The following is a 25,806-nucleotide window of genomic DNA, read 5'->3' as shown; positions in this document are numbered from 1 at the left end:
TCGCCGTGGGTGCCGCCGAGCGACGGCGCCGGTCACCATGGTCGTATGAGCAGCACGACGCCCACCCCTCCACCCCCCGAGGCGCCCGGCGCACAGGACGACGCCCCCACGGCCCCGGGCCCGCTGCGCCGCACCCCGCGCCAGCGCGTGGTGGCAGGCGTGTGCGGCGGCCTCGGCCGGCACTTCGACCTCGACCCGGTGGTGTTCCGCGTCGTGACGGGCGTGCTGAGCGTCGCCGGCGGCCTGGGCCTGATCTTCTACGGCTTCGCCTGGCTCCTGATCCCCGCCGAGGGCGAGGACGAGAACGAGGGCCGCCGCCTGCTGTCCGGCCGCGTGGACGGCGCGTCGCTCACGGCGGTCCTGATGGCCCTCGTCGGCTGCGGACTGTTCCTGACGATGGCCGGCGCCAACGGCGACACCATCGGCTTCGCCATCCTCGTGGCGTGCGCCGTCACCGGCGCCGCCGTCTGGTCGCAGCGCCGCCGCCAGACCGGCGCCCCCGGCCAGGAGCCGGCGCCTGGCGCGGGCGCCGCGCACGCCGCGGCGGAGGCACCGCCGGAGACCCAGGCGCCGCCCCCGCCGGACGCCCCGTCCTGGTGGCGGGACCCGATCGTCAAGGACGGCTCCACCGGCCCCGTACCGGTCGGCTACCTGTGGGGCCCGCCCGACACGGTCGTGGCCGAGCCGCCGCAGCGGGCAGGCCACGACCGGGACCGGGACCCTTGGGCCACCGGCACCGGCACCGGCACCAGCAGCGGGACCGGCACCGGCCCCACCTCCGTCCCGCCCCCGCAGCCGCGCGGCCCGCGCTCCATCGGCGGCCTGGTCCTCCTCCTCGCCCTGCTCGCCGGCGGCATCGGCACCTCGGCCTCCTGGGCCGCCCAGCCGCTCGGTACGAGCCTGCAGATCGGCCTGGCCTGCGCGCTCGCCGTGTTCGGGCTGGGCCTGGTGGTCAGCGCGTTCCTCGGCAGGACCGGCTTCGGCACGATCTTCATGACGGTCGTGACGGCGCTGCTCCTGGCGGCCGCGTCGGTCATCCCGCGTGAGATCAGGACGGACTGGGCGCAGACGGAGGTCAGGCCCGCGTCCATCACCGCGGTCCGGCCCCACTACGACCTGGGCAACGGCGACGCGACCCTGGACCTGTCGGCCGTGGCCGTCCCGTCCGGCGGCACGGCCCGCACCTCGGCCGAGCTGGGCGCGGGCCGCCTGGAGGTCGTCGTCCCGCGGAACGTGACCGTGACGGTGCACGCGGCGGCGGGCCTCGGCGAGGTACGGCTGCCGGGCGGCCCCCCGCAGGGCGGCCCGGACCAGGACGTGACCCGCACCCTCGCACCGCCCGCGGGCGTCACCCCGGGCGGCACCCTGAACCTGGACCTGGAGGTCGGCTTCGGCATGGTGGAGGTGACCCGTGCCGCGTCATGAGTTCCGCCCGGGCCGGCTGCTCGCGGGCGCCACGGGCCTGGCGGTCGCCGCCGTGTACGCGGGCGACGCGGCCGGCGCGTGGGACGCCGCCTGGTACGTGGTGTTCCCGCTCCTCTTCGGCGGCCTGTGGCTGGCCGCGACCGCCACGTGGATCACGTACCGCTACCGGGTACGCCGTCGCCGCCGCTCCGCGAGCAGCGCGTCCACGGAGAGCATCGGCGCCCCGGCGAGCACGAGCGGCAACCACGCCATCAGGTAGGCGAGGTCGTTGCCGAGGTAGTACGGGTCGGCCTGCCAGCTGACGGTCAGCCACAGGCTCAGCGAGATGGCCGCGCCCCCGGCCGCGGCGACCCGCGCGAGCAGGCCCGCGAGCGTGCCGAGCCCGACGGCGAGCTCCCCGAAGGCGATGGCGTACCCGAACCCTGCCGGGTTCTTCAGCGCCAGGTCGACCAGCCAGGGCACGGCGGACGTGTCCCGTACGGCCCGCATCAGCTCCCCGACGGACCCGGTGCCGGTCGCGGCCATGAACCGCTCGTCCGTGAGCTTGTCGAGGCCCGCGTACACGAACGTCACACCGAGGAACACCCGCAGCGGCAGCAGGGCGTACCGGGAGGCCAGCTCCCGCACCCCGCCACGGCCCTCGCCACGGCCCCCGCCACCGCCACCGCCCGCGTGGCCGTCCTCCCGCCACCCGTGCTGCCGCGCGCCGCTCCGCGTGTGCCCCATGACGTAGTCCTCGCCCTCGCTCGTCGCCACCGCCGCCCTTCGACCGATTGTCCCCGGCGGCCTCCCCATGGATACGTACGAAAACCGTGTCGCGTTCAACGAAACAACGAAACGGCGAAACGGCGAAGCCGCCGCCCACAGGATGTGGACGACGGCTCCGAGCGTCAGGGGCGCGGGATCTGCGGGATCACTCCCACTCGATGGTGCCCGGCGGCTTGCTGGTGACGTCGAGGACGACGCGGTTGACGTCCTTGACCTCGTTGGTGATGCGGGTCGAGATCCGCGCGAGCACGTCGTACGGCATACGGGTCCAGTCGGCGGTCATGGCGTCCTCGGACGACACGGGCCGCAGCACGATGGGGTGCCCGTAGGTCCGCCCGTCGCCCTGCACACCCACGGAGCGCACGTCGGCGAGCAGCACGACGGGACACTGCCAGATGTCCCGATCCAGCCCGGCGGCGGTCAGCTCCTCGCGGGCGATGGCGTCGGCCTCGCGCAGCAGGTCGAGCCGCTCCTTGGTGACCTCGCCGACGATACGGATACCGAGCCCGGGCCCCGGGAACGGCTGCCGCTGCACGATCTCCTCGGGCAGCCCGAGCTCCTGCCCGACCATCCGCACTTCGTCCTTGAAGAGCTTGCGCAGCGGCTCGATGAGCTGGAACTCGAGGTCTTCCGGCAGTCCGCCCACGTTGTGGTGGGACTTGATGTTGGCGGTGCCGGTACCGCCACCGGACTCCACGACGTCGGGGTAGAGCGTCCCCTGCACAAGGAACTCGACGGGCTGGTCACCGGCCGCCTCGGCGATGATCTCGGCCTGGGCCTGCTCGAAGACGCGGATGAACTCGCGCCCGATGATCTTCCGCTTCTCCTCGGGGTCGCTGACCCCGGCGAGCGCGCTGAGGAACCGCTCCTGCGCGTCGACGACCTTCAGCTGGACGCCGGTCGCGGCGACGAAGTCCTTCTCGACCTGCTCGGTCTCGTCCTTGCGCATGAGCCCGTGGTCGACGTACACACAGGTCAGCTGATCACCGATGGCCCGCTGGACGAGCGCGGCGGCGACGGCGGAGTCGACGCCACCGGAGAGCCCGCAGATGGCCCGCTTGGAGCCGACCTGCTCGCGGATCAGGGCGACCTGCTCCTCGATGACGTTCCCGGTGGTCCAGGACGGCTCGATGCCGGCGCCCCGGTACAGGAAGTGCTCAAGGATCTGCTGGCCGTGCGTGGAGTGCATCACCTCGGGGTGGTACTGCACGCCGTACAGCTTCTTCTCGTCGTTCTCGAAGGCGGCGACGGGAACGACGTCGGTGGAGGCGGTGACGCTGAAACCCTCGGGGGCGGCGGAGCAGGCATCCCCGTGGGACATCCACACGGACTGCTCGTCGGGCGTCCCCTCGAAGAGAGTGGAGCCGCTCTTGGAGACATGCAGCGCGGTACGCCCGTACTCCCGGGCGCCGGTGTTGTCGACGACGCCGCCGAGGGTGATGGCCATGAGCTGGAAGCCGTAGCACATGCCGAAGACGGGCACGCCGGCGTCGAAGAGCTCACGGTCGAGTCGGGGCGCCCCCTCCTCGTACACGGAGGACGGACCACCGGACAGGATGATCGCCTTCGGATTCCTGGCGAGCATCTCGGCCACCGGCATGGTGGAGGGGACGATCTCGCTGTAGACCCGGGCCTCACGGACGCGGCGGGCGATGAGCTGGGCGTACTGCGCGCCGAAGTCGACAACGAGGACTACGTCCGGGCTGCTGTCGGGCGAGGCGGCGGCGGGGGTCGCTGGTGACACTTCGGCGGCCTTCCGGCGGTGGGAGAGGGTCGGTATTGGCCAATTCTACCGGCGCGCGGAAGCACGGATTCGTCTCACCATCCGAACGCGACGGGCCTGCGACTGGCACGACGGCCGGGGCGCGGGCCATACTCCTCCCCATGCACAAGCACACGACCTTCGTCTTTACCTATGGCACCGGCCGGTCCGGCTGCCATGGTCGTGCTGCTGCGTAGCAACTGACGACTTCACCAGGCGCCCCGGGCCGACAAGGCCCGGGGCGCCTGTGCGTTTCCGACCGGGCCGCGCGACGGACCGGGGCCTCGACCCGACACCCGAGGAGCCCACCCCATGCCCACGACCAAGACCCCCACCGAGCAGACCGGCGCCGGCACGGCGGACGCGGCGGAACTGATCACCGACGCCCGTTCGCGCATCGACGCCCTCGACGACCGCATCATCGGCCTGATCCAGGAACGCATGGCGGTCTCGGCGGTGATCCAGGACGCGAGGATCACGTCGGGCGGCCGCCGAGTGAACCTGGCGCGCGAGATGGAGGTCCTGGCCCACTACAGGAGCGCCCTGGGCAAGCCGGGCACGCCGCTGGCGATGACGATGCTGGAACTGTGCCGGGGCCGCATCTGAGTTCGGCCGTTCCCCTCACCCGTACGGCGCGTGACCTCCCCCACACCCCCTCGTTGGTCCCGATGTCCGCGCCAGCCAGGGGCGGGCGGCAGAAAACCACGCGTGGCTCCGCTGGAGCGTGTGGCGCACCGCACGTGCGGCTGCGCCGTGGGACCTCGCTCCGGCGCGCGTGACCGGACGGCAGGGGACAGCAGCCCGGTCACCCGAAAAGCGGCCGGTTCCGGGGACGCCCGGAACCGGCCGCATCGCTTTCCACCCCCGGGTTCCCCAGCACCACCGTGCGGACCCGGCACCGCCCTGCGCCGACGCCGAAGGCCACGAATCCGGCCGGCACTCCGTAGCGGCCGCCCGGGCACAAGCAACTCTGCGTAATGCATGTAGCGAGTCCATAGTGCAGAAATGAGCGCATTGACGATTCGCGACCTCCCCGACGACGCGTTCCAGGCACTCAAGGCGCGCGCAGCGCAGGCCGGGCAGTCCCTTCAGGCATACGTCACCGACCTACTGATCCAGCAGACCTCCCGCCCTACGTGGGCCGAGATCACCGAACGTCTGGAGGTCGAAGCGACCGCCACCCTCACCACCGAAGACGTCCTTGCCTCCATCGATGAAGGACGTGACGGGAGGCGATCGTGACCGACTGCTCCACCCTCCTCCCTGCTGAAGCGCGACACGATCCACCTGTGGGAAACGCATCAAGCAGCTCCACGCCAAACTCAGCACCCATGACGCCCAGTACGTCACCCTCGCCGAACCCCTCGACGCTCCACTCGTGACCGGCGACGCTAGGATCCAGCGCAGCGGCGCGGCGAAATGCGCGATCGAGGTCTACGGCTGAGCGACCACCGGGGCTTCAGGCCGCTCAGTCATACTCACGGAGCGCGGCGACGACCTCTCGCGCCTCCTTCGCCCGCCGACGTGTGAGAACGGCTGCGGTGATGTGCAGCTCGTTCCAGGAGTGCGGACGCCCGACGGCGGCGGCGTCCGGGACGCTCGCCACGGCCACGGCGGCCGCCTGCGCCGCCTCACCGGCACCGGCCAGCGCGTGCGCCAGGCAGGCCCGGTACCAGGTCTTGTCGCGCCGGTACTCGTCGGGCAGCGCATTCAGCCCGACCGTGAGCTGCTCCACGGCGGCCCGCCAGTCGCGCAGGTGGAGCGCCGCCATGCCGCGCTGCAGGGTGAACCAGTTCTCGTCGTAGAAGTACATCCACACCGGCTCGTTCTCGGGTCGGTCGGACGCCTGGGCGATGAGGTCCTGCGCCTCGTCCAGCAGCCGGCGGGCGTCGTCAGCCTGCCCGTCGAGGGCGTGTCCCCTGGCAGCCATCTGAGCGGCCATGCCCTGCACGCCGAGAGTGGTGCCGGGCGCGGACCAGCGGGCGGCCTCAGCGAGCCGGACACACCGCGTCCCGCGGCCGCCCGACCACGCCATGTGCGCCTTCATGCTGAGCGTGGTGGCCGCCATGTCGACGTCCCCGGCCTCCAGCGCCCACTCATGGGCCCGGTCGTACCAGGCCAACGCGGCGGCCGTCCGCGCCTGGTCCTGCGCCATCCATGCGAGGAACTGCGCGTGCTCGGCTGCCAGTCGCACGACCCGGTCCGCGAGTGCGCCCCGCGCACCGGCGTGCAGATCCACGACTGTGCGAAGCTGCTGGTGCACGACATCGACCAACGGCCGCGATCCGATACGGTCTTCGGCCCGGCGATGCTCGGCAAGCAGCCGGTCAAGCCAGTCGAGGGTCGCCGTGTCGACCCGGTGCGAGGCGTCGACCACGCTCGTCACCCGCGCCAGCAGATCTTCGTCCGGCGCGGCCCCAGGGAGCAACAGCTGCGGAACCGGAGCCGTATCGAGGCTCAGTTTCTCCGCCACGGCTTGCAGATCGGCCGGAATCCCCAGCCCCGCGACAATGCGCTGCCGCACTTCCACGGACGTCACCTTCCGACGCCCGCGCTCGATGTCGGACACGTCCGGCTGTACCAGCCCGACACGCTCTCCCAGCTTCGTCTGACTCAGACCGGTGAGCTTGCGGTACGTACGGAATGCCGCGCCCCAGTCCTCGCTGACCGCCGCTGCTGCCAAGTGCGGGTGAGAAGACCACAGTTCCTCTGAGGATGCCCCCATGTCCCCAATATAGGGCGGTGCTATAGGGCCATGGGATGGGTGCAACAGCACTCCACCGGAAGGGTCATGGGGGTAACGAAGACCCCGGCGGCCGTGCGACCGGCCCCCGGGCATGACCAACGCTGACCAGGAGCGTCGACGATGCCCGACACTATCCACGCCCTGCCCCTCTGGACGAGCCTCGTGCTCGACCCACGCGCCCCCGGCCGCCATCGCGTTCTGCCAGACACACGCCCCCGCCGCACGGCAAGCCGAGACCGGCAGTCCCTGGGCCGGCTCCCCGACCACCAGACGCCCCTGGTCTGCCAGTACGTCACCCCCGGGCTGGGGCTGGCTCGGTGAAGGACATGACACCGAGCACCGAACCTGGCACGGCCGCGCGAAAGCCGGTACGCATGTGCGTGCGCTGCGACCGAATCACCGAGGCCCCCGTGCTCGTCTCCGAGGTGCATGCGGGAAGCGGTCCCGGCTTCAACGTCTATGCCTGCCACGACTGCGCCCCGCGGATCCCGCGGCCGCCGGATGCACTCGACCTCCTGCGAGGCGTACGCCCGGACGCGGGCAACGTCCGGTGAGCGAGATCCAGCGCCTGCTGGCGCGAGCGGAAGTCACGGGTCAGTCCGGATACTGCCTGCTGCACGAGCACTGGCTCTGCCACCCGCAGGACGTCTACGTGGAGCGGCCCGGACGCCCACCCGTCGGCCCGATCTTCTCCATCACATGCACGTGCGCCTGCCACACAGGTGGCAGCCACTAGCGGCTTGCCCTTTGGTATGAGCCACCTCTGGCTCCGCTGGAGCGTGCGGCATCTCGGCAGACACGCCATGGGACGCTCCAGCGTGCGAAGCCCTACGTCGCAGGACCCAAGTCCGGTCAGAAGAGAGGTCACTTCCGGAACCGCCCCCCTGTCCACTCCCACCCACGAGCCCCGCACCTTGGCACCTGCAAGCCAGGCCCTGCAGCCGTCGATGTCACGGCGGCCGCAGGGCCCTACTCCCAACCTGTCGGATGACAGGTCTGACCACATGGTGCGGCTCAGACCTCCAACAGGATGACCTATCCCCCCGAAGCGGAGATTATTGCGACGTGTCCCCTTCAGGCTTCAAGGCGGCTGGCCCGATTACTCCAATTCGCCGCCCCTTGCCTCACCGGAATTCAGGTCGTCTTCGAAGTCACACACTGCGACCACCCGCAACCCCTGCTCCTCAAGAAGAGAGAGCAAGCCCCGGATCGACCTTAGAACCTCATGGTATGTCGCCTCAGGCATCGACGTGCACTCGATTACGGTATCCCATCCCAGGAATCCAGCAGCACCATCGGATTGATAATCATTGTGCGCCACGGCAATCTGAACTCGATCAACCACTACACCCCCCTCCCCACACCCTCCCGACCGGGCAGCATCGAGGAGAAGTTTACGTAGGGCAACTCTGTCGCCGGAGTCGACGTACAAGTCGCAATTCTCGTACTGAGGCCAGGAAGCGCTTGAATCCTCCCGCCCTACCGAACCTTCAGGAATTTCCATATGACCGCTCACTCATACTCCGCCTCCGAGAGCTCTAGTTATTGGCGATGTCAATGAACGGCCCCCTGTCGAACGGGCCTCCCATCCTGATGACCGAGACGTCCACATGGTCCACTGTATCGCCGAGGATCTTCTCCACCTCGCCTCGGAACGGGGAGAGTCGGGGGCGCACATCCCCCGCAGTGAGCTTCCCTACCTCGATAGCGTGCGCTCGCGTGCTGGCATTGCTCGAACCCGGATTGGGTGGGTTAGGCCACCGCTTCGCGATGAGCGCATCAAACGTCTCAGGAGTCACGCGAACTGCAATATCAACATCCGACTTCGAATGAATATTACCCGTCACGCGACTCCCTTGCACCACAATATTCGATTCTATCGCAAGTCTCCCCTTGAATACCTGTCTGATCTTTTCCATCTGAGCTGCCGTGAATCCCTCAGGAATTCCTCGCGCCTGGTTATACCGCATCCCAGGCCGCAACCCAAAGAACCCTAGAGAACCACCCGTCATTCCCGTCGAGATACCAAACTTGTACAGCGCATTACGGGCGCTACACACCCATTGCGGATCACCAGACGGGCAGGGGAGATCCTCAATCTCCGTTACTGACGACCCCGTGTTGGGAGATTGGCATGTGCTTGCAGCAGCCCAAATGCATACCCCGTTAGGCGCTTGGTAGAGATATTTCCTAGGGACTTCGTTCGGCGTCTCCGCAAGCACGATCACGATTCCGGTTTGGTCAGTCGAAGAGGTACCAGATTTTCCCCCTCCGCCACTGTCACCAGCTCCACGGACCTTCGAGGGCTGCCCCTGCTTACCTCCGCTCGGATTAGTGGGGCAGGCCTCCTGGTCATCACGGGTACCACAGGCGAGGCCCAGGCCCGAAGGGTCGGAAAAAGTGGCCGGGTTCTGGGAACCGTAGCTGTACCCGTTCAAGGTCTGGTGCTTGTCGAGTTCCAGTAGTGGGTCGACGCTGAGGAACTGACCATTGAGCGGATCGTACTGGCGGGCTCCTACGTGGGTCAGGCCCGTGCCCTTGTCGGCCGTCTTGCCCAGGAACGCCTTGTCGTCGGGCCAAGTCGACGTGCCCGAGCCGCGTGGAGCGCCGAAGGGGGTCATGTGGCGCTTCACGAAGGGCTGCGTCGCGTCCGCGCCGATGGCCAGGGTCGACGTGCCGTGGTGGTCGCCCGCCAGGTAGTGGAGCTTTTCGCTGCCCGTTTCGTTCGTGCGGACAGCGATCCGCGTTTCGCCGGCGGTGTATGTGCGCTGGGCCCACGTCGTGCCGTTGGCCCTGCGGTGGAGTTCCGTTGCGCCTACATAGAGGATGCGCTCGCCGCTCGACGTGGAGCGGATGAGCAGTTCGCCGTCGGCGTCGTAGATGTAGTCCGTTGCCTTCGTGCCTTCGGCCAGGCGGGCTAGCTTGCCCTCCGGGGTCCAGTCCAGGGACTGGGTGGTCTGCGGGCCCGGGCGGGTCTTCGTGTTGCCGGACGGGTCGTACGTGTACGAGCGTTCCGGGGTGGTGCAGTTGCCCGCCGTGCTCGTGCCCGTCAGGGTGTGCGGTTGGGCGCCCTTGTAGCAGTACGTCGTCGTTGCATCGCCCGACGACTTGTGCTGCGTCTCCGTCGCGCGCTGGCCGGCCGTGTTGTACGTGTAGCTCGTCCAGTACGGGGCCGGGCCTGACAGGGTGCTCGCGCTGCGCGCGTCGGCGCAGTTCTGGGACGTCGGCGTCCAGGCCTCCGTCATGCGGCGGTGACCGTCGTACGTGAAGCACTGGGTTTCGGGGGTGGCAGTGCCGCCGAGGGTTGTCGGGTCGGCTATCGACCTGACGTTGCCTGCCTGGTCGTAGCTGTAGGTCAGGTCCTGGAGCATGTACGGGTGCGTCTGGTCCGTGACATGGCTCCGGAGCAGGCGGCCCGTGCCCTCCTCATAGGTGTTGGAGACGTACGTCTTCTTGAAGGCCTCCGTGTTGCCCGTGCCAAGCACCAGCTGCTGAACCTGGCCGATGGCCGAGTAGTCGACGTCCAGGAGGTAGCCCGTGGTGCCGGTGACGGACTTGATCAGACCAGCGCTGTTGTAGCCGTAGGAGATTGTTTCCTTCGGGAGACCACCGAGGGTCGGCGCCGTGCTGGTCTCCGGGGTGCCGTCGATGCGATAAGTGCTGTTCATGTCGATCGTGGCCGGGGTGCCTGCCTGGACCAGCGGGTCCGTGGTCGGCAGCTTGAGCTGCGTGGACGTCGGACGGTTCAGGGTGTCGTAGGCGGCCACCGCCTTCGTGTACGCCTGGCCCGTCTTGCCGCCGATGTAGCGCGTGCTGGAGTCGACGTAGCCCTTGAGCAGCGTGTCGTAGGTGAAGGACGTGAGCTGGTTGGCGTCCGTCTTCGTGCCTGACCACGTGCCGAGCGTGCGCCCCAGTTCGTCGTACTCCGTCAGGAGGGACGTTCCCCGGGCGTCGGTCGCCTTGATCACACGGTCCGCCGCGTCGTACTCGCTCCTCGACGTCCCCTTGTCCGGGTCCGTGTCGGTGGCGAGACGGCCGAAGATGTCGTACGAGCGCGTCCACTTCGCCCCGTCGGGGCCGGTGACCGTCAACTTCTTGTCGTCCAGGGTGTGAGTGAACTTGACGCTGGTGTAGGGGACTCCGGTCATGGCGCCGTACGCCGTGTCGGCCGGGTTGTCGCCCGCGTAGGTGCGCGTCTCCACCGTGCGGCCGCGCGCGTCGATGATGCCGCGGGTCGCGTTGGCGCCCTGGACGGCGGTCGTGGCGGTCGAGTCACCCGTGTATGCCGTGGTCGTGGACCACTTCTCCACGCCGAACACGACGAAGGTGTTGCGCGTCGCACGGCCCGCGCCGTCGTAGACCGTCTGCGTCTGCTTCGGCGCCTCGCCGAACTCGGCGCGCGTGTACGTGCCGTTCGGCGTGCTCGTGTTGTCGAAGATGTCGGCGAACGTCTCGTAGGCCAGGCCCCGCGAGTCGTAGCGCGTGTCGGTCAGGACGCGGCCGGTGTGCGCGCTCGGGACCTGGTCCTGGAGCTTGCGCAGCAGCGAGTCGTAGATCGCGTACGTCGTGTTGTACGTCTCACCGTCCGCCTTCAGGGTCGACGATGAGACCCAGGACGGCTGCGTGGCGCTGACGTTGTAGCGGAACTTCAGGTTCGGGCTCTGGCCTCCGCCCTTCTCGCGGTTGGGCAGCCAGACGTCCGTCAGGCGACCCAGGGAGTCGTAGGCCAGTTCCGTCTTCTTGAGGTTCGCGTCGTACGTACGCTGCGCCTGGCCTCGGCGCGGGTCGATGAAGCTCGCCGTGCGGTGGCCCTTGGGGTTGGTGACGATCGTCCTGGTGAGCGGGCCCGCGGTGGCGGGGCTGTACGCCGTCGACGTGGTCTTGCCCGCCGCGTCCGTCACGGTCAGCGGACGGCCCAGCGTGTCGTACGTGGTGGTGCCCAGCGTCTGCCACGCCACCGCGCCCGTCGACGTGTACGACTTGGCGCGGCCGGTCCACGTGGCCAGGCCCTTGGTGGGCGTCATGGACAGGGACCAGGTGGCGCCGTCGTAGGCCGTGGCCACGTCGGACAGGACGTCGCCGCGCCTGGTCGAGTCCGTCGGCAGGTCGAGGGACGTGTCCGCGACCGCGCAGGTCTTGCCCACGACTCGTGTGCGCGAGACCGGGTTGGTGATGCCGATGGCGGTGTTGCGGGCGTACCACGTGCGGGTGCACGTCTCGTCGCCGCTCTTCGCGTCGTCGCCCCGGCCCTCCACCTGGTACGGCATGCCGTGGCCGTCGTAGTCCACGACGGTGGTACGGGCCCGCCACGACTGCGGCACGGTCAGGTACGTGTAGTGGGTCGACTTCCGTACGCGTACGAAGCCGGCCACGCGCGCGGACGCGTCCGGCACGCTCTGGCGGGCCGTCTCCTGCGACCACGGTTCGTGGGCTTCGGCGCTGATCGCCGTCGCGCCGTCGTACGTCACCTGCTGGCGGAGCTGGCCGGCGTACTGGTCGCTGTCCTTGAGCGATGCCAGGCCCAGGGACGGGGAGGAAAGGGGCGCGACCGTGACTGAGCGGGTCGTGCCGTTCTTGAGCTTGTCGCCGTCCATGCCCTGCATGTAGACGGAGACCGTCTTCGAGCGGGTCGTCGTCTTGGCGCCGGTGTAGACGGTGACCTGGCGGTAGCCGCGCCAGTCGGACCAGGTGCGCTCGTCCTTCGGCGTGAAGGGCTCGTCGCTGTGGTGCCAGGCGGCGCCGCTGTACGCGTACTCGTGCTCGACCACGTCGTTCTGGCCGGCCGGGTCGGAGGTCGTCACGGCGACCACGCGGTATTTGTGGAACCAGTCGATGGAGGCGTCCGACGCGCCGTTGATGTTCCAGTACTGCGGGAAGCAGTTGCGGGTGTTCGTGTCCTCGGCCGCGCCCAGCACCTCGCTGCGCACGCACTCCGCGGCCGACATCGTGACCGTCGTGATCGCGCCGGTCTCGGATGTGACCGTGGAGACTCGCGGGCGGGTCAGCGGGAGGATGTCGTCCGTGCCGTCCACGCGGTTCGGGCGCAGCTGGTACGTGAACCCGATCGGGGGCGTGGAGATCGCCGTGCCCGCCTTCGCCGTGCGCTGGAGGGACTTCAGCGTCAGGACGTGGTCCGACGTGTCACCGATGTCGCCGCCGTCCAGGTACTGCTGGGTGAAGGTCCACGAGTCGACCGGCTGGTACGTGGCGGTCGACGCCGACCACGAGAACGTGTTCACGCCGGTGAGGCGCTTGCGGGAGAAGAACGTCGGGCCCGCGCTGCGGCATTCGGTCGCGCCGCTCGCGCAGATCGCGTCGAACGGGACGTCCGGCCAGTTGTCGGCCGTGTCCTTGGTCAGCGACGAGCAGTCCGCGACGGTGCAGCGCTCCGCGTGCGAGAACGTCACCTTCGCGTCGGCGTCGTCCGTGAACAGGGCGCCCTTGCGGAGACCGTACTTGATCTCTGTCAGGTAGCCGCCGCGGGTGTAGGAGGCGTTCGCTGTGGTCGCCTTGTTCTTCTTGTAGTGGTTGGTCTCTTTGGTGTACCAGTACGTGGCCGCGTTGCCGCTGGTGTCCTCTACGTAGTCGAGGTTCCAGCGCCACGCCTGGGTGAGCGAGCGGTCGGCGAAGGTGGAGCCGGCCGAGTAGCCGGGCTCGCCGGAGTCGTCGCCGAAGACCGGGACGGTCCAGGTGGAGTTGGTGCGCTGGGTGGTGGCGCCGTCCAGCTTGTTCAGGCCGAAGACGTAGCGGGTGCCGTCGCCCGTGATGACGGTCCAGTACTCGCCGTCGTTGTCGCCGTTGTCGGCGCCCGTCGAGCGGATGACCTTGGAGTCGTCGTCGCCCTGGAGGCGCCACACGCCGGTCGTGTCGTCCTTGACCAGGCGGGTCGACTTGCCGTTGAGGACGAGGGAGGCGTTGTCGTACTTCCAGCAGCGGTCGAAGACGTCCGCGTGGCCGTCGTCGTCACAGCTGCCGTACGAGCGCTCGATGTAGGACTCCGTGATGGAGAAGCCCTCGCCTACCGCGCTGCCCTGGTTGTTCGTGGTCGCGGTACGGCCGTCGACCGAGCCGGAGTCGTAGGACAGGCTCAGGCTCGGGGCCGGTCCTGCGGCTGCGGGCGGCATCGTGAAGTCGTACGACCAGGTGAAGGCACCGGAGCTGGCGCCCGCCTGCCAGGAGGACGACTCGGAGAGGGGCGTGGCGCTGTAGTCGCCGGCGCCGTTCGCGGCCTCGCCCGAGCCGGGGTCGCCGGTCGCGGTGACCGCGAGGACTGTGGCGGAGGAGGACTCCGCAGTGGCGGCCGTGGCGAGTTGGGGAGTGAGGCCGGTGGTCGTCTCGGGGAGGGCGACCGTCGCGGAGACCGTCTGCTTGTCGGTGTCGTTCTGCGAGGCGAGTGGCGTGCGGGTACGGCACTCGCTCTTCTCGGGTGTCGTCAGCGCGCACGCCGGGAGCTGGACCAGCTGGAGGCGGCTCGACCAGCCGCCGCCGAGCGCGGAGGCGAAGGCGCCGTAGTCGATGCTGAGCTGCGCCTGGCCCGCGTTCTCGGCTGCCGCGGTGAGCACGACGCCGGTGATGCCGAGGCGGCCGGCGGCCTTCTGGTCCAGGACGGTGACGGTGGCGGTGGCCGTGGCGGTGCTGGCTGCGGGGCGCTCGGCTCCCTTGTCCTTGCCGGGGGCCACGGTCACGGGCAGGCCGCCCGGTGCCGCCTTCGCCGTGGTGCCGGGGCGCAGCGCGACCTTGGCGCTGGCAGGCTTGGGCCAGGCGGAGGACTTGCGCTCGTCGTGGGCGCGGTCGGCCTGGGCCTTGTTGGCCTTGCGTTCCGCCGCGACGCGCGCGCGGGCCTCCTTGGCGCCCGGGCCGCGTACCTCCTTGACCTTGCTGACCCGCTGCTCGGGCAGGTCCGGGCGGCCGAGGCCGCCGGTGGCCGCGGCGGCGGTGACGGGGGTCAGTCCGACCGGTACGGCCATGACCAGGGCCAGCGACACGAGCAGCGGTCTGGAGCCGCGCGGCCGTGCCACCCCCCAGCGTTTCCTTGTAGTGCCTATGCCAAAAGACATGGTTCATCCGTTCTTGGGCTTGGAAGAGAAGCGGGCGGCGCCTGACGCTCAGTGGCGCGCCAGACACCGCCCGGGTGTGGTCCCTGTCAGTCGCCTACGTGCGACTCGACCTGCTGCGGGCTCGCCATGGCCCCGCTCCACAGGCGGACGTCGGCGATCCGGGCGGGCAAGTGGTGCTGCCAGCCGCCGGAGGTGTAGCCCTTGCCGAGCGCGAACTCGCCGGTGCCGAGCTTGGCTGTGTACGCCTTGGGCTCGCCGTTCGGGTTGTGGCCGAGGTAGAGGCTGATCGTGCCGGACTGGGCGTCGTGGATGCCGGTCAGGCGGACGATGCTGTCCAGTGCGGCAGCCTCCTCCGAGATGACGGAGGAGAAGGTGCCGTCCGCGTTGAGCCGGCCGAAGTGCCAGAAGCCGACCGGGACGGTCGTCTCCTCGAACGTCTCCTCGTCGAAGACCGGCTTCGTGCCGGTGACCTGGTACCAGAAGCCCCAGGACGAACCGTCCGCCGTGCGCTGGCCGAGGACCTGGCCGGTGTAGCCGACGCCCTTGACCAGGAGCTTGGCGGAGTCCAGCTGGACCGCCGTGGTGACCGTGAACGACCCAGTGTCGTCCACGAGCGGTCCGGCGACGGTCGCGGCGTCGTCCGCGCCATCGAGCACGATGGCCTCGTTCTCGACGGTGGGGCCGCCGGTGAGCGTGAGGCTCTTGCCGTAGCCGGAGGTGGTGTCGTTGACCGTCGTGCCGGAGACGCCGGAGGCGTCCCAGTGGGCGATCAGCTCCGTGCCGGCGTAGGCGGAGGAGGTGAGGAGGCGGGCTTCGCCGGCGATCTCCTGGGCGGTCAGCGTGCGCTGCCAGACGGCGACCTCGTCGATGGAGCCGTTGAAGTGGTCGAGGTAGTTGTCGGCGTACATGACACGGCCGATCTCCATGGGGCCGTCTGCGGCCGCCGGCGTCCCGGCGTCAACGGTCGCTTCCAGCTTGCCGTTCACGTACATGTGGACCTTCTTGGCTTCGGCGTCATGCACGCCGGCAACGTGAGTCCAGACTCCCTTGGGTGATGGATTCGGAGCCATGGCCTCCCGCGCCCAAGTGCCCTCGGTGGAGAAGACCCGCAGGCTCCACCGGCCGCCGTAGGAGATGACGAACGGGCTGTACTTCCTGCTCCATGGGGACGAAGTGGGCGTCTGGCTGAGCACCGACACCGTCTTCGTCGTCGACGGGTCGACCCACACCCAGGCCGAGACCGTGTAAGACGACCGGGTCTCCAGGACAGGCCCTGACGTGGAGGCATATCCAGTGCTGCCGTCCACTGCGAGGCCCTTGTCGGTGACCGGCGCTGCCAGTTCGACACCGTCCGCACCGTGTGTCATCAGGCCCCGACGGCCTCGGTCATCACGGCTTGCACCACTTGCCAGAATCGCGCTGTGCACGCTGCCGCCGCTGGACGAGTCGACGGCTGCGCCACTGGCCTCGTCAAAGCGCCAGCGGGCGACAGGCCCCTCACCCGGCGCTACCAGGAACTCGACAATGTGCTGAGCACCCCAGCGACCGAGCTTGTCTTGGGCGCGAGCGTACAGAAGGTAGGTGCCCGAACGATCAGGGGTGACAGTGGCTCGCCATCCCCGGACGAAGATTGAGGACTCATCATATTTGGCACAGAGGACGTCCGGCGTGCTGGGGGAGCATATCTTCGTGGCGTCCTTCCAGGACTCGTCATTACTCGACCGGTATTGGTACGCCACGTTGTCGGTGTCACCGTCAGCCGCTTTGAGGGTGAACTTACCCAGGACTCCCGGTCCGCCGCCTCCGATGCAGGCGGAAGGTGTGCACTCCGAGTAAGGGCTCCCAATAGTGACCTGAGGCGCCTTCGGCGCAGTGGTGTCGACGGTGAAGTAGCAGGGGGCTGTGTAGCCCGACCCCGCACTGTTCGAGCCGTCCTCGTAGTACGAGATCGTCAGCGCCCTGAGGCGGTACTTCACGCCTTCGGACAGGACGGGCAAGCTCCTGGACTGCTTGACCAGGTTGCCGACGTAGCCAGATGTCGGACTGTCGATGGCAGCGTGCGCAGCGACCCAGGAGGATCCGTTCCACCGTTCCGTGTGCCAGCGAATCCGCAGGTTCGCGCCAGACTCGCCTCCCGCCGCCGTTTGCGGGCGCCCCGTCACCAAAGGAGTCGGGTCGGAAACGACGCTCGGCGAGTACTCTCCGGTGGAGCAGACGTGGCCGGAGCCGGCGACCAGACCGACGTCCTTGGGCAACGCGGGCAACCCGACGTACTTGACGGCCAGCACCGCGTCGTTGCGGAATCGTTTCCACGCCGACGTGTCCGTCTCGTCATGTGCCCGGAGCTGCAGCGTCAGCCGGGAGAACTTGCCCGCCGCGAAGTCACGCACGGTCGGCGTCAGGTTCTCGTTGGTCTCCGCCGGATTGTCGTTGAACTCGATCGGAGCCGTCGGCGATTCCGGGCTGTCGCACAGGGAACCACGGCCCGCCGATACGTTCCGGTCGACCATCAGGTCCAGCTCGGCCGGGCGGGACGACCACGTCGTGGCCGACGAGATGTTGTTCGTACGCACCAGGTCGACCCATCGTGGATCGCACTGGAACGACCACGGCTCGGTCACCCGGAACGTCGCGTCCAGGACCTTCTTGCCCTTCAGGCTGGCCGGCGAGAACTCGAAGTACAGGCGCTGCACGTATCCAGGGCCGCAGTAGTAGCCGTTCCAGCTACCGCACTTGCCGACGCCCTGGCCCATGTTGTCGCTGCCGTTGGTCCAGCCGTACGACTCGTAGCCGTCCGAGCGCAGTTGCGTCCGCTCCGACTCACCCCAGGTCACTGTCGGGTCGATGAACAGGGGGAACGCCGATGCAGGCGTCGCTGTCAGCATGGCCGCGTCCGGGACCACGGCGAGTGAACTCTTGCCGACCTGCACGCCCATACGGGCCACTCGGTCACCCTGGCCCGGCGCCAGACCGGTGCCCGAGGCGGCCGTCTCGGAGGCATCGCCGAGCGCCGGCGCCGCGCCGCTCGGTGCCTGCGCCCGCGCCTGCGGCGAGGACCGCGTCGTCGGACGCTTGGCGCTCTTGCCCGCCGAGTCCCACATCTGCGCGGGCGGTGCGCGGAACACCGTCTGCCCGCTCGCGTCGACAGCCGCGAGGTTGCCCGCCGCGCCCTTTCGGACCGACAGCCCCTTCGTCCGGAGACCGAAGGTCAGCTTCCTGAGCCTCTTGTCCGAGGCCGCCTTCGGAGACTTCACGATCAGTACGTGCTGGAAGCTCTCGACCGTCGCCGTGACCTTCAGGTCGACGTCCAGGAGCACCTCGCGGTAAAGGGCACTCGTGCCGTCGAGTTCCGGCTTCGGCAGCTTGCCCGGCCATTCCAGGGCCAGGGAACGGTCGCCGTCGGCGATCGATACGAGCGGGTCCTTGCCGCCGCCGCTGGAGAAGGTCATCTGTGCCGCGGCCGCCTTCGGGCCGACCGAGCCGTCCCGCCGCTGTTCGAGCGTCGCGTCGGGTGCCTGCCAACCGCCGCCGGGCCTCTCCACCCGTACAGGAACGGCCGACTCCTCCAAGGTGAAGGTGAACCCGTCCGGGTTCGCGAAGACCGTGGTGCGCTCCGAGCGCTCGCCCATGACCTCCACCCGCTTGCCCGAGCTCTTGGCCTCTGCCAGCGCCTTCTGGCTCTCCGACTGTGGCCCTGTCTCAGTGCCCGCTTCCGTGGGCCGCTCTTGGCCTACCGCCGGCAGTGCCGAACCCGACAGCACCGTCACCAGCGCGATGGCCGAAACCACGCCCGCTCGGAACCGTGGTCTTCGAGTGCGGACCTGCGCCCACCCCCCGTACATAATCTCCACCCCTTGATCACTAATCGAAAGTTCAGCCGATTAAAGCCGGGGCATCACGGACTGTCAACGATCGATCACGAGCAGCCCGGAGGCGCTCGGCAGTGACGCAGGACACATAAAGAAGTTGTCAGGCTCCGTGCAACCAATCCCAGGGGTCGCAGGTCATGTATGCGAAACCAACGGCCACGCCCGTGACACCACGGCGCGGAGGCCCCACAGACTCCGTACCGCACCCAGTGGTACGCCTTGACCATGAGGTCTTGACTTGAAGCTTCGCCGCGCCATGGCCGTCGCCGCCGCGACCGCCGTCATCACGCCTGCCGCCTTCCTCATGGCCGCCCCGGCCGCGTTCGCGGAAGAGACGACGTCCCCGACGCCGACGGCGTCCGAGTCGTCCGCCGAGACCACCGCTCCCGCCCCGACGGGGAGCGAGACCACCGCCCCGGCGCCGACCCAGAGCGAGACCACCGCTCCGGCTCCCACCCAGAGCGAGACCACCGCTCCCGCCCCGACGGGGAGCGAGACCACCGCCCCGGCCCCCACCGGGAGCAACACGACGGCGCCTTCTCCGTCCAACACCGTCGCCCCGTCGCCGTCCACGTCCGAGGACGAGGACGTCTGCAAGGACTTCGCGGACAACGCGGGCGTGCACACCGAGCTGCGCGGGCTGCCTTCCAAGGTCGTCGCCGGTTCGGGTTGGCAGGAGTTCACCTTCCGTGTCGCCAACAAGACCGACAAGGACCTCGACGCGGTCGAGGCCTACGTGCAGGCGTACGCCTTCGACAACAAGGACTTCGACGACATTTCGTCGTTCATCACCCTGCAGGCGAACATCGGCGACGGTTGGGAGACCATCACCGAGGAGTTCGGCTACTTCGGTACCGCGCCGAGCCTGAAGCCGGGCGAGTACGTCGACGCTGCGCTCCGCCTGAAGGTGGACGCCAAGGCCCCCGCCGGCTTCGGCGTTGCCTTCGCAGCCGGCGTCAACGTCTCCAAGGACGGCCTCTGCGAGTTCGGTGACGAGACCGAGTACGAGTTCGAGGTCCTCGCCGCCGGCACCAAGCCCGGCAACGTCGACGACGCCAAGGGCAAGCCGGGCAAGGACACCAACAAGCCCGCCCCCCAGGGTGAGCTGTCCGAGATGCCCGTCACCGGCAGCCTCGCCAACACCGGTTCCTCCTCGATGCTGCCGACCATCGGTATCGCCGGTGGCGTCGCCATCGTCGCCGGTGCCGGTGTCGTCTTCGCGCTGAAGCGCCGTAACGCCGGTGCCACCGCGTAACGGACGACGCACCTGAAGCAAGAGAGGCGCTGCACTCGGAGGGGGGTGCAGCGCCTCTCTCATGTCCGGGACTCCCGTGGCGGCACCTTGGGGAGGCCCAGGAACGGGAGCCTCAAGGCGCCGAACGCCTCCCGCGGGACCGCCGGCGACTTCGGTTCGATCGGGGTCAGGCGGACGTACGGTGCGCCCTGGGCCGGGCGCTGGTCCGGGTCGTTCTTGTTGGGCCAGAAGGACATGGCGCGTTCCGCCTGGGCCGTGATCGTCAGGGACGGGTTCACGCCCAGGTTCGCCGAGACCGCCGCGCCGTCCACGACCGAGATGCCCGGGTGGCCGTACAGGCGGTGGTACGGGTCGATGACGCCCGTCTCCGCGGACGCGCCGATCACGCAGCCGCCCAGGAAGTGGGCCGTGAGCGGGGTGCCCATCAGTTCGCCCACGTTCGAGCCCGCGAAGCCGTTGATCTCCTGCGCCAGGAGAGTCGCCGCCTTCGTCGCCTCCGGGATCTGCTTCGGGTTCGGGGCTCCGTGGCCCTGTCTGGCCGTCAGCAGGCCCTTCCCGACTCCGTCGCGCTTGCGGTACGTCGTCAGCGAGTTGTCCAGGGACTGCATCACCAGGCCGATGATCGTACGTTCCGACCAGTGGTGGTTCGACAACGACCGCAGGGCCAGCATCGGGTGGCGGGCCACGTTCGCCAGCCACGCCCTCACCCTGTTCTTCGCGTACGGGACCTGGAGGATCGACAGCGAACCCATCGCGTTCGAGCCCTTGCCGTAGCGGACCGGCTCTATGTGGGTGTTCTCGTTCGGGTGGATCGATGAGGTGATCGCCACGCCTTGCGTGAAGTCCGGCTTCTTCGCGCCGTGGCGTGCGGCGTAGCGGCGATCCGTCGTCTGCGAGCCGACCAGCGCCTCGCTGTTCGTGCGGGTCAGTTCGCCCAGGCGGGGGGAGATACGGGGCAGCTTCCCCTCGTCCTTCATCCGGTGCAGGAGCGTCTGCGTGCCGTACGTGCCCGCCGCCACCACCACATGGCGGGCCCGGAACGTACGAGGTTTCGCCTTGCGGCGGGTCGTCGGGACCGCCTCCACCTCGTGGCCGCCCCGTCCGTCCTCCCTGACCGACCTCACCGTCGTCAGCGGGTGGATCACCGCGCCCGCCTTCTCGGCCAGGTACAGGTAGTTCTCCGTCAGCGTGTTCTTCGCGCCGTGCCTGCAGCCCGTCATGCACTCGCCGCACTCCGTGCAGGCCCGGCGCGACGGGCCCGCCCCGCCGAAGTACGGGTCCGGGACCTCCGTACCGGGCGGCGCCTTCGCCGTGCCGTCCGCCTCCGCCTCCGCGTCCGCGTCCTTGCCGTCGCCGAAGAAGACGCCCACCGGGGCGAGGTGGAACGTGTCGCCCACGCCCATCGCCTGGGCCGTCGCCTTCAGGTGGATGTCGGAGGGGGTCATGGTGGGATTGAGACGTACGCCCAACATGCGCTTCGCCTGGTCGTAGTACGGGGCGAGCTCCGCCTGCCAGTCCGTGATGGACGCCCACTGCCTGTCCTGGAAGAACGCCGGCGGGGGCACGTACAGGGTGTTGGCGTAGTTCAGGGAGCCTCCCCCTACCCCCGCGCCCGCCAGAACCATCACGTTGCCCAGCAGGTGAACGCGCTGCAGGCCGTACAGGCCCAGGGCCGGGGCCCACAGGTAGTTCTTCAGGTCCCAGGAGGTCTTCGGGAGCGTCTCCGGGGTGAAGCGGCGGCCCGCCTCCAGGACACCGACCCGGTAGCCCTTCTCCGTGAGGCGGAGGGCCGACACCGAGCCGCCGAAGCCCGAGCCGATCACTATGACGTCGTAGTCGTAGTCGTACCCGTTCTCGTACCCGTTCTCGTGCCCGTTCTCGTGCCCGTTCTCGTCCGGCATGGTTCTCCTCGTACTGGACCGTCGTCGTCTCAGCGCAGGCGCAGGCTCTTCATCAGCCGCAGGCTGCGGCTCATGAACGCCGCGTACTTCTCGTCGTCCATGCCGAACGACGGGGCCAGCGGCATCACGCGCTGGTGGGCGACCGTCTGGGCCTCCGTGTACTTGAGGATGCCCTCGGAGCCGTGCCGGCGGCCCAGGCCCGAGTCCTTCATGCCGCCCATGGGCGCCTGCACGCTGCCGTACGCCGACGCGTAGCCCTCGTTGATGTTCACCGTGCCGGCGCGGAGGCGGGCGGCGACGGCGTGGCCGCGGCGGCCGTCCTTCGTCCAGACGCTGGCGTTGAGGCCGTACGGGGTGGAGTTGGCGCGCTCGACGACCTCATCCTCGTCCGTGAAGCGGTACACCGACACGACCGGGCCGAAGGTCTCCTCGGTGCAGACCGACATGGGCTCCTGCACGCCGTCCAGGATCGTCGGCTCGTAGAAGAGCGGGCCGACGTCGGGCCGGGCCACGCCGCCCGCCAGGACCTTGGCGCCCTTCGCCACCGCCTCGTCGACGTGCCGCGTCACCGTCTCCAGCTGGCGCTCGCCCACGAGCGAGCCCATGTCCGCGCCGTACGCGAGGGCCGTGCCCAGGCGCATCGCCTTCGTACGGGCGGCGAAGCGCTCCAGGAAGGCGTCCGCGATCGACTCGTGGACGTACAGGCGCTCGATGGAGATGCAGAGCTGGCCCGCCGATGAGAAGCAGGCGCGGACGGCGCCCGCCGCGGCCTTCTCGATGTCGGCGTCGCGCAGCACCAGCATGGCGTTCTTGCCGCCCAGTTCGAGGGACACGCCGACGAGCCGGGCCGCCGCGCCCCGCGCGACCTCGCGGCCGGTGCGTGTCGAGCCCGTGAACGAGACGTAGTCCGCGTGCTTCACCACCTCCGGGCCCACCACCGGCCCCTCGCCCAGGACCACCTGGAAGACCTCGGCCGGCAGCCCCGCCTCGATCAGCAGGTCGCGGGCCCAGAGGGCGGTGAGGGCCGTCTCCGTGTCGGGCTTCATGACGAGGGCGTTGCCGGAGACGAGGGCGGGCAGCGCGTCGCCCACGGACAGTTCCAGCGGGTAGTTCCAGGGGGCGATCTGGCCCACGACGCCGCGCGGCTGGCGCAGTTCGGTCACCTTGGTGAGGGTCGGTACGGCGCCGGTGTGCCGCTTCGGCTTCAGGTACGCGGAGGCGCGGCGGCCGTAGTGGCGGGACGCGATGGCGACGGCCTGGACCTCCTCGTGGGCGTGGAGGCGGGCCTTGCCGGTCTCCAGCTGGATGAGGTCGAGCACCTCGGCCTGCCGCTCCAGGAGCAGGTCGTGGAAGCGGAGCAGGACCGCCGCCCGCCGGCGTACGGGGGTCGCCGCCCACGCGGGCTGGGCGGCGCGGGCGCGGGCGAACGCCTCGGCGACGTCCTCGGGCGTGGACTCGGGCAGTTCGGCCAGCCGCTCCCCGGTGAACGGGGTGTGGTTGGCGGTACGGCCGGAGCCCCGGACGCCCCGGGTCAGCTGGGCGACCACCTCGGGCGTCACCACGTCGGCCGCGGTGCGGGCGCCATCGGGGACGGGGGCGACCGGGTTCGTGCCCCTGGGGGTAGAGGAGGAGGCGGTGCCGGTGGCGGGAGCGGGGGCCTGCGTGTCCGTCATGGGGGCGAGGGTATGCGGGCGGAGGCCCTTTGGGTACCCGTGGGTAACGGCTTTTCACCGAGCACACACATCACGCCAGTGTTCACTGGCAAATAAGCCCTGATCAGCGCGTTGTCAGGAGAAGTACGCCCAGCGCGACGAGCGCGGCGGCCGTCACCACCAACGCCGCCAGCAGCGCGGCCACCAGCCTCGGGCGCGGGCGCACGGAGGGTGGGGCGGTGGGGGGACGCGAGGTGGTGGGGGGTGGTGGTGGGGGGATGCGAGGGGTAAGTGGGCGCAAAGGGGGCAATTGGGGCGGTTGGGGTGGTGGGGCGTCTTGGGGTGTATGGGGCGCTTGGGGTGTGTGGGGCGTGTGGGGTGGGGAGTGCGGCGGTGCGTCGTGCGGCGTGGGGTGCGGCATGTCCGACGCACCGGCATCCCGGACGGGTGAAGCATGCCCGGGCGCGTGCCCGGGCGCGGCGGCGCCCGGCGGCGGGCCCAGCGGCGGGCCCGCCTGCGTCGGCGGGGGTACGCGGGCGATGTTCCCGGCCCGGTCCCGTACCGGCGACCGCGCGTGCGACCGCACATGCGACCGCGCGCCCTGCCGCACGTCACCGCCCTGCCCACCCGGCGGCCCCTCGGGCCTGGCGTGCGCCGGGGCACCGTCCGGCGGCGGGTCCGCCCGCGCCGCCACGCACGCGTAGAGGAGCCGTTCCACCTCCGCCGCGTCGATACGGCGCCCCGGGTCGCGCTCCAGCAGCCCCCGTACGACGGGCAGCAGCGGTCCCGTCCCGGCCGGCGGCCTTATCTCGGCCTCCACGACCGCGTGCAGCACCCCGCCCAGCGAGTCGCGGTGGAACGGCGAACGCCCCGTCATGGCCGCGCAGAGCAGCACCCCCAGCGACCACAGGTCCGACTCGGGCCCCGCCTGGAGGCCCTGCATGCGCTCGGGTGCCGTGTACTCGGGCGAGCCGAGGAACATCCCGTCCTCGGTGAGCGTCGTCGCGCCCGCGAGCTGCGCGATCCCGAAGTCCGTCAGGACGACGCGCCCGGTCGCCTCCTCCAGCAGCACATTGGCCGGTTTCAGATCCCGGTGCAGCACCCCGATCGCGTGCGCGGCGCGCAGCGCGGACAGCAGGGCGAGTCCGATCCGCGCCGCCTCGCGGGCGTCGACGGGGCCGTGGACGGCGATCCGCTCGGCGAGCGACACACCCTCGACGAGCTCCATGACGATGTACGGGACGCCGTCCTCCTGCACCACGTCGTGCACGCACACGATGTGCGGGTGGTGGACGCGGGCCACGGCACGCGCCTCCCGCAGGGTCGAGTCGACGGCGCCGGGACCGGGACCGAGGCCGGGGCCTGTGCCGGCGCCGGGGGCACGGCCGGGGCCAGGGCCCGTTCCCGCGCCGGGCGCGGCGGCCACGTCCGGGTCCACGTGCAGTTCCTTGACGGCGACCTGACGGCCCAGCAGCTCGTCGTACGCCCGCCAGACCGTGCCCATGCCGCCGCGCCCGAGCCGGGACTCCAGGCGGTAACGCCCGACGATGCGGCGCGCCGCCGCCTCACGCTGCCGCCCCGGCTCCCCTCCCGGACCCTGCTGCCCGTACGGCTCCGGCTGCTCCGGCTGCTCCCGCTGTTCCTGCTGCTCCCGCTGTTCCTGCTGCTCCCGCTGTTCCTGCTGCTCCCGCTGCTCCTGCTGTGCCTGCTGTGCCTGCTGTTCCTGGTCCCCCCGCTCCCCCGGTCTCCACCCTTCGACCGACACGGCACATCTCCTCCGCTCATCGCCGAGGAGGTCACCCCTCGGCGGGTCGCCAGCCGCGCAGCACTATGTCGAACTGTTTCCGCGTGGTCGCCCATGTCTCCTCGGGCGACGACATGTACAGCGCGTACTCGGTTCCGTCGTCCGTGTAGTACACCTGGTCGATCGCGTGACGCCTGCCGGGGTGGGTCTTCTTCTCCAGCCAGGTGAACTCCCAGAGACAGGATTCCAGTTGATCACGGAACGTGTTCGGGTGCAGCTGTATCCGGCGATACTCCGGCAACCTGTCCTTCAACCGCCGTTCGACGTCCAACATGTGCATGTAGGGGTTCTCGAAGTCGGGTGACCGGTCGACGCTGATGCGGATGCGGTGGCGGCCGTTGTCCGGCGTGTAGTCGATCTGGTCGCCGTCCATCTGACGCTCCCAGCCCTCGGGTACGAGGAGGCTGAAGCCCTCCGGGTCCTGTACCCGCTTCCACCCCTCACGCACACCGCCCTCGTCCGGCGCGCCCGTGGGCGTGGGCGTGGTCGACGGGTCCGGGCCCTGGCCTGCCCGGGTGCCGGGCCCGCCCGCGTCGCCGTCCGCGTACCGCATCGCGGCCAGGCCCG

The 25,806-nt window shown here is 69.7% G+C and carries 13 protein-coding genes and 1 pseudogene; 5 read left to right on the top strand and 9 right to left on the bottom strand.

Annotated features, from left to right (window positions below):
• The first annotated feature begins 45 nt into the window (after positions 1 to 45).
• Together HTZ82_RS19890 and HTZ82_RS19885 are read left to right on the top strand one after the other, a co-directional pair.
• Positions 46 to 1,425, top strand: coding sequence for a PspC domain-containing protein (locus HTZ82_RS19890; protein ID WP_175410776.1), 1,380 nt, complete (start codon positions 46 to 48; stop codon positions 1,423 to 1,425).
• Positions 1,412 to 1,684 carry a hypothetical protein gene (locus HTZ82_RS19885; protein ID WP_175410775.1) on the top strand — a complete coding sequence of 91 codons (273 nt, stop codon included), beginning with the start codon at positions 1,412 to 1,414 and terminating at the stop codon, positions 1,682 to 1,684. The genes HTZ82_RS19890 and HTZ82_RS19885 overlap by 14 nt, the downstream gene beginning before the upstream one ends.
• Here HTZ82_RS19885 and HTZ82_RS19880 read toward each other — a convergent pair.
• Positions 1,588 to 2,151 (bottom strand): DoxX family protein, encoded by a 564-nt coding sequence (locus tag HTZ82_RS19880; RefSeq protein WP_175410788.1) that lies wholly within the window; start codon positions 2,149 to 2,151, stop codon positions 1,588 to 1,590. The two genes, HTZ82_RS19885 and HTZ82_RS19880, sit on opposite strands and share 97 nt — an antisense overlap.
• A gap of 187 nt (positions 2,152 to 2,338) precedes the next feature.
• Positions 2,339 to 3,937, bottom strand: coding sequence for a glutamine-hydrolyzing GMP synthase (gene guaA / locus HTZ82_RS19875; RefSeq protein WP_175410774.1), 1,599 nt, complete (start codon positions 3,935 to 3,937; stop codon positions 2,339 to 2,341).
• A 330-nt stretch (positions 3,938 to 4,267) separates the two neighbouring features.
• On the opposite strand from guaA, the gene HTZ82_RS19870 reads away from it, so the two are divergent.
• The gene (locus HTZ82_RS19870) at positions 4,268 to 4,561 is read left to right on the top strand and encodes a chorismate mutase (RefSeq protein WP_175410773.1); all 294 of its coding nucleotides are present in this window, start codon (positions 4,268 to 4,270) and stop codon (positions 4,559 to 4,561) included.
• A 399-nt stretch (positions 4,562 to 4,960) separates the two neighbouring features.
• On the top strand, positions 4,961 to 5,197 hold the full coding sequence (locus HTZ82_RS19865; RefSeq protein ID WP_175410772.1) for an antitoxin: 237 nt from the start codon (positions 4,961 to 4,963) through the stop codon (positions 5,195 to 5,197).
• 226 nt (positions 5,198 to 5,423) lie between these two features.
• On the opposite strand, the gene HTZ82_RS19860 is transcribed toward HTZ82_RS19865, so the two are convergent.
• From HTZ82_RS19860 to HTZ82_RS19850, 3 genes are all read right to left on the bottom strand, one after another.
• The gene (locus tag HTZ82_RS19860) at positions 5,424 to 6,680 is read right to left on the bottom strand and encodes a helix-turn-helix domain-containing protein (RefSeq protein ID WP_175410771.1); all 1,257 of its coding nucleotides are present in this window, start codon (positions 6,678 to 6,680) and stop codon (positions 5,424 to 5,426) included.
• Between the two features lie 1,559 nt (positions 6,681 to 8,239).
• On the bottom strand, positions 8,240 to 14,668 hold the full coding sequence (locus tag HTZ82_RS19855) for an RHS repeat-associated core domain-containing protein (protein WP_254711985.1): 6,429 nt from the start codon (positions 14,666 to 14,668) through the stop codon (positions 8,240 to 8,242).
• Between the two features lie 176 nt (positions 14,669 to 14,844).
• Complete coding sequence (locus HTZ82_RS19850) at positions 14,845 to 18,600, bottom strand: LamG domain-containing protein (RefSeq protein WP_175410769.1); 3,756 nt, start codon at positions 18,598 to 18,600, stop codon at positions 14,845 to 14,847.
• Positions 18,601 to 18,865: 265 nt separating this feature from the next.
• Here HTZ82_RS19850 and HTZ82_RS19845 point away from each other — a divergent pair, with 265 nt between their 5' ends.
• On the top strand, positions 18,866 to 19,882 hold the full coding sequence (locus HTZ82_RS19845; protein ID WP_175410768.1) for an LPXTG cell wall anchor domain-containing protein: 1,017 nt from the start codon (positions 18,866 to 18,868) through the stop codon (positions 19,880 to 19,882).
• A 59-nt stretch (positions 19,883 to 19,941) separates the two neighbouring features.
• Here the strand turns inward: HTZ82_RS19845 and HTZ82_RS19840 are convergent, their stop codons facing one another.
• The 4 genes and pseudogenes from HTZ82_RS19840 to HTZ82_RS19825 all read right to left on the bottom strand — a co-directional run.
• On the bottom strand, positions 19,942 to 21,783 hold the full coding sequence (locus tag HTZ82_RS19840) for a GMC oxidoreductase (RefSeq protein ID WP_175410767.1): 1,842 nt from the start codon (positions 21,781 to 21,783) through the stop codon (positions 19,942 to 19,944).
• 29 nt (positions 21,784 to 21,812) lie between these two features.
• On the bottom strand, positions 21,813 to 23,456 hold the full coding sequence (locus tag HTZ82_RS19835) for a succinic semialdehyde dehydrogenase (protein ID WP_175410766.1): 1,644 nt from the start codon (positions 23,454 to 23,456) through the stop codon (positions 21,813 to 21,815).
• A 103-nt stretch (positions 23,457 to 23,559) separates the two neighbouring features.
• Positions 23,560 to 24,939, bottom strand: a complete 1,380-nt coding sequence (locus HTZ82_RS32420; RefSeq protein WP_254711984.1) for a serine/threonine-protein kinase — start codon at positions 24,937 to 24,939, stop codon at positions 23,560 to 23,562.
• A gap of 292 nt (positions 24,940 to 25,231) precedes the next feature.
• Positions 25,232 to 25,806: pseudogene (locus HTZ82_RS19825) on the bottom strand (serine/threonine protein kinase); the annotation flags it as partial.

This window comes from Streptomyces sp. TRM64462 (assembly GCF_013362995.1).
In the GTDB taxonomy this organism is placed as follows: domain Bacteria; phylum Actinomycetota; class Actinomycetes; order Streptomycetales; family Streptomycetaceae; genus Streptomyces.
This window is presented reverse-complemented; position numbering and strand designations above follow the sequence as displayed.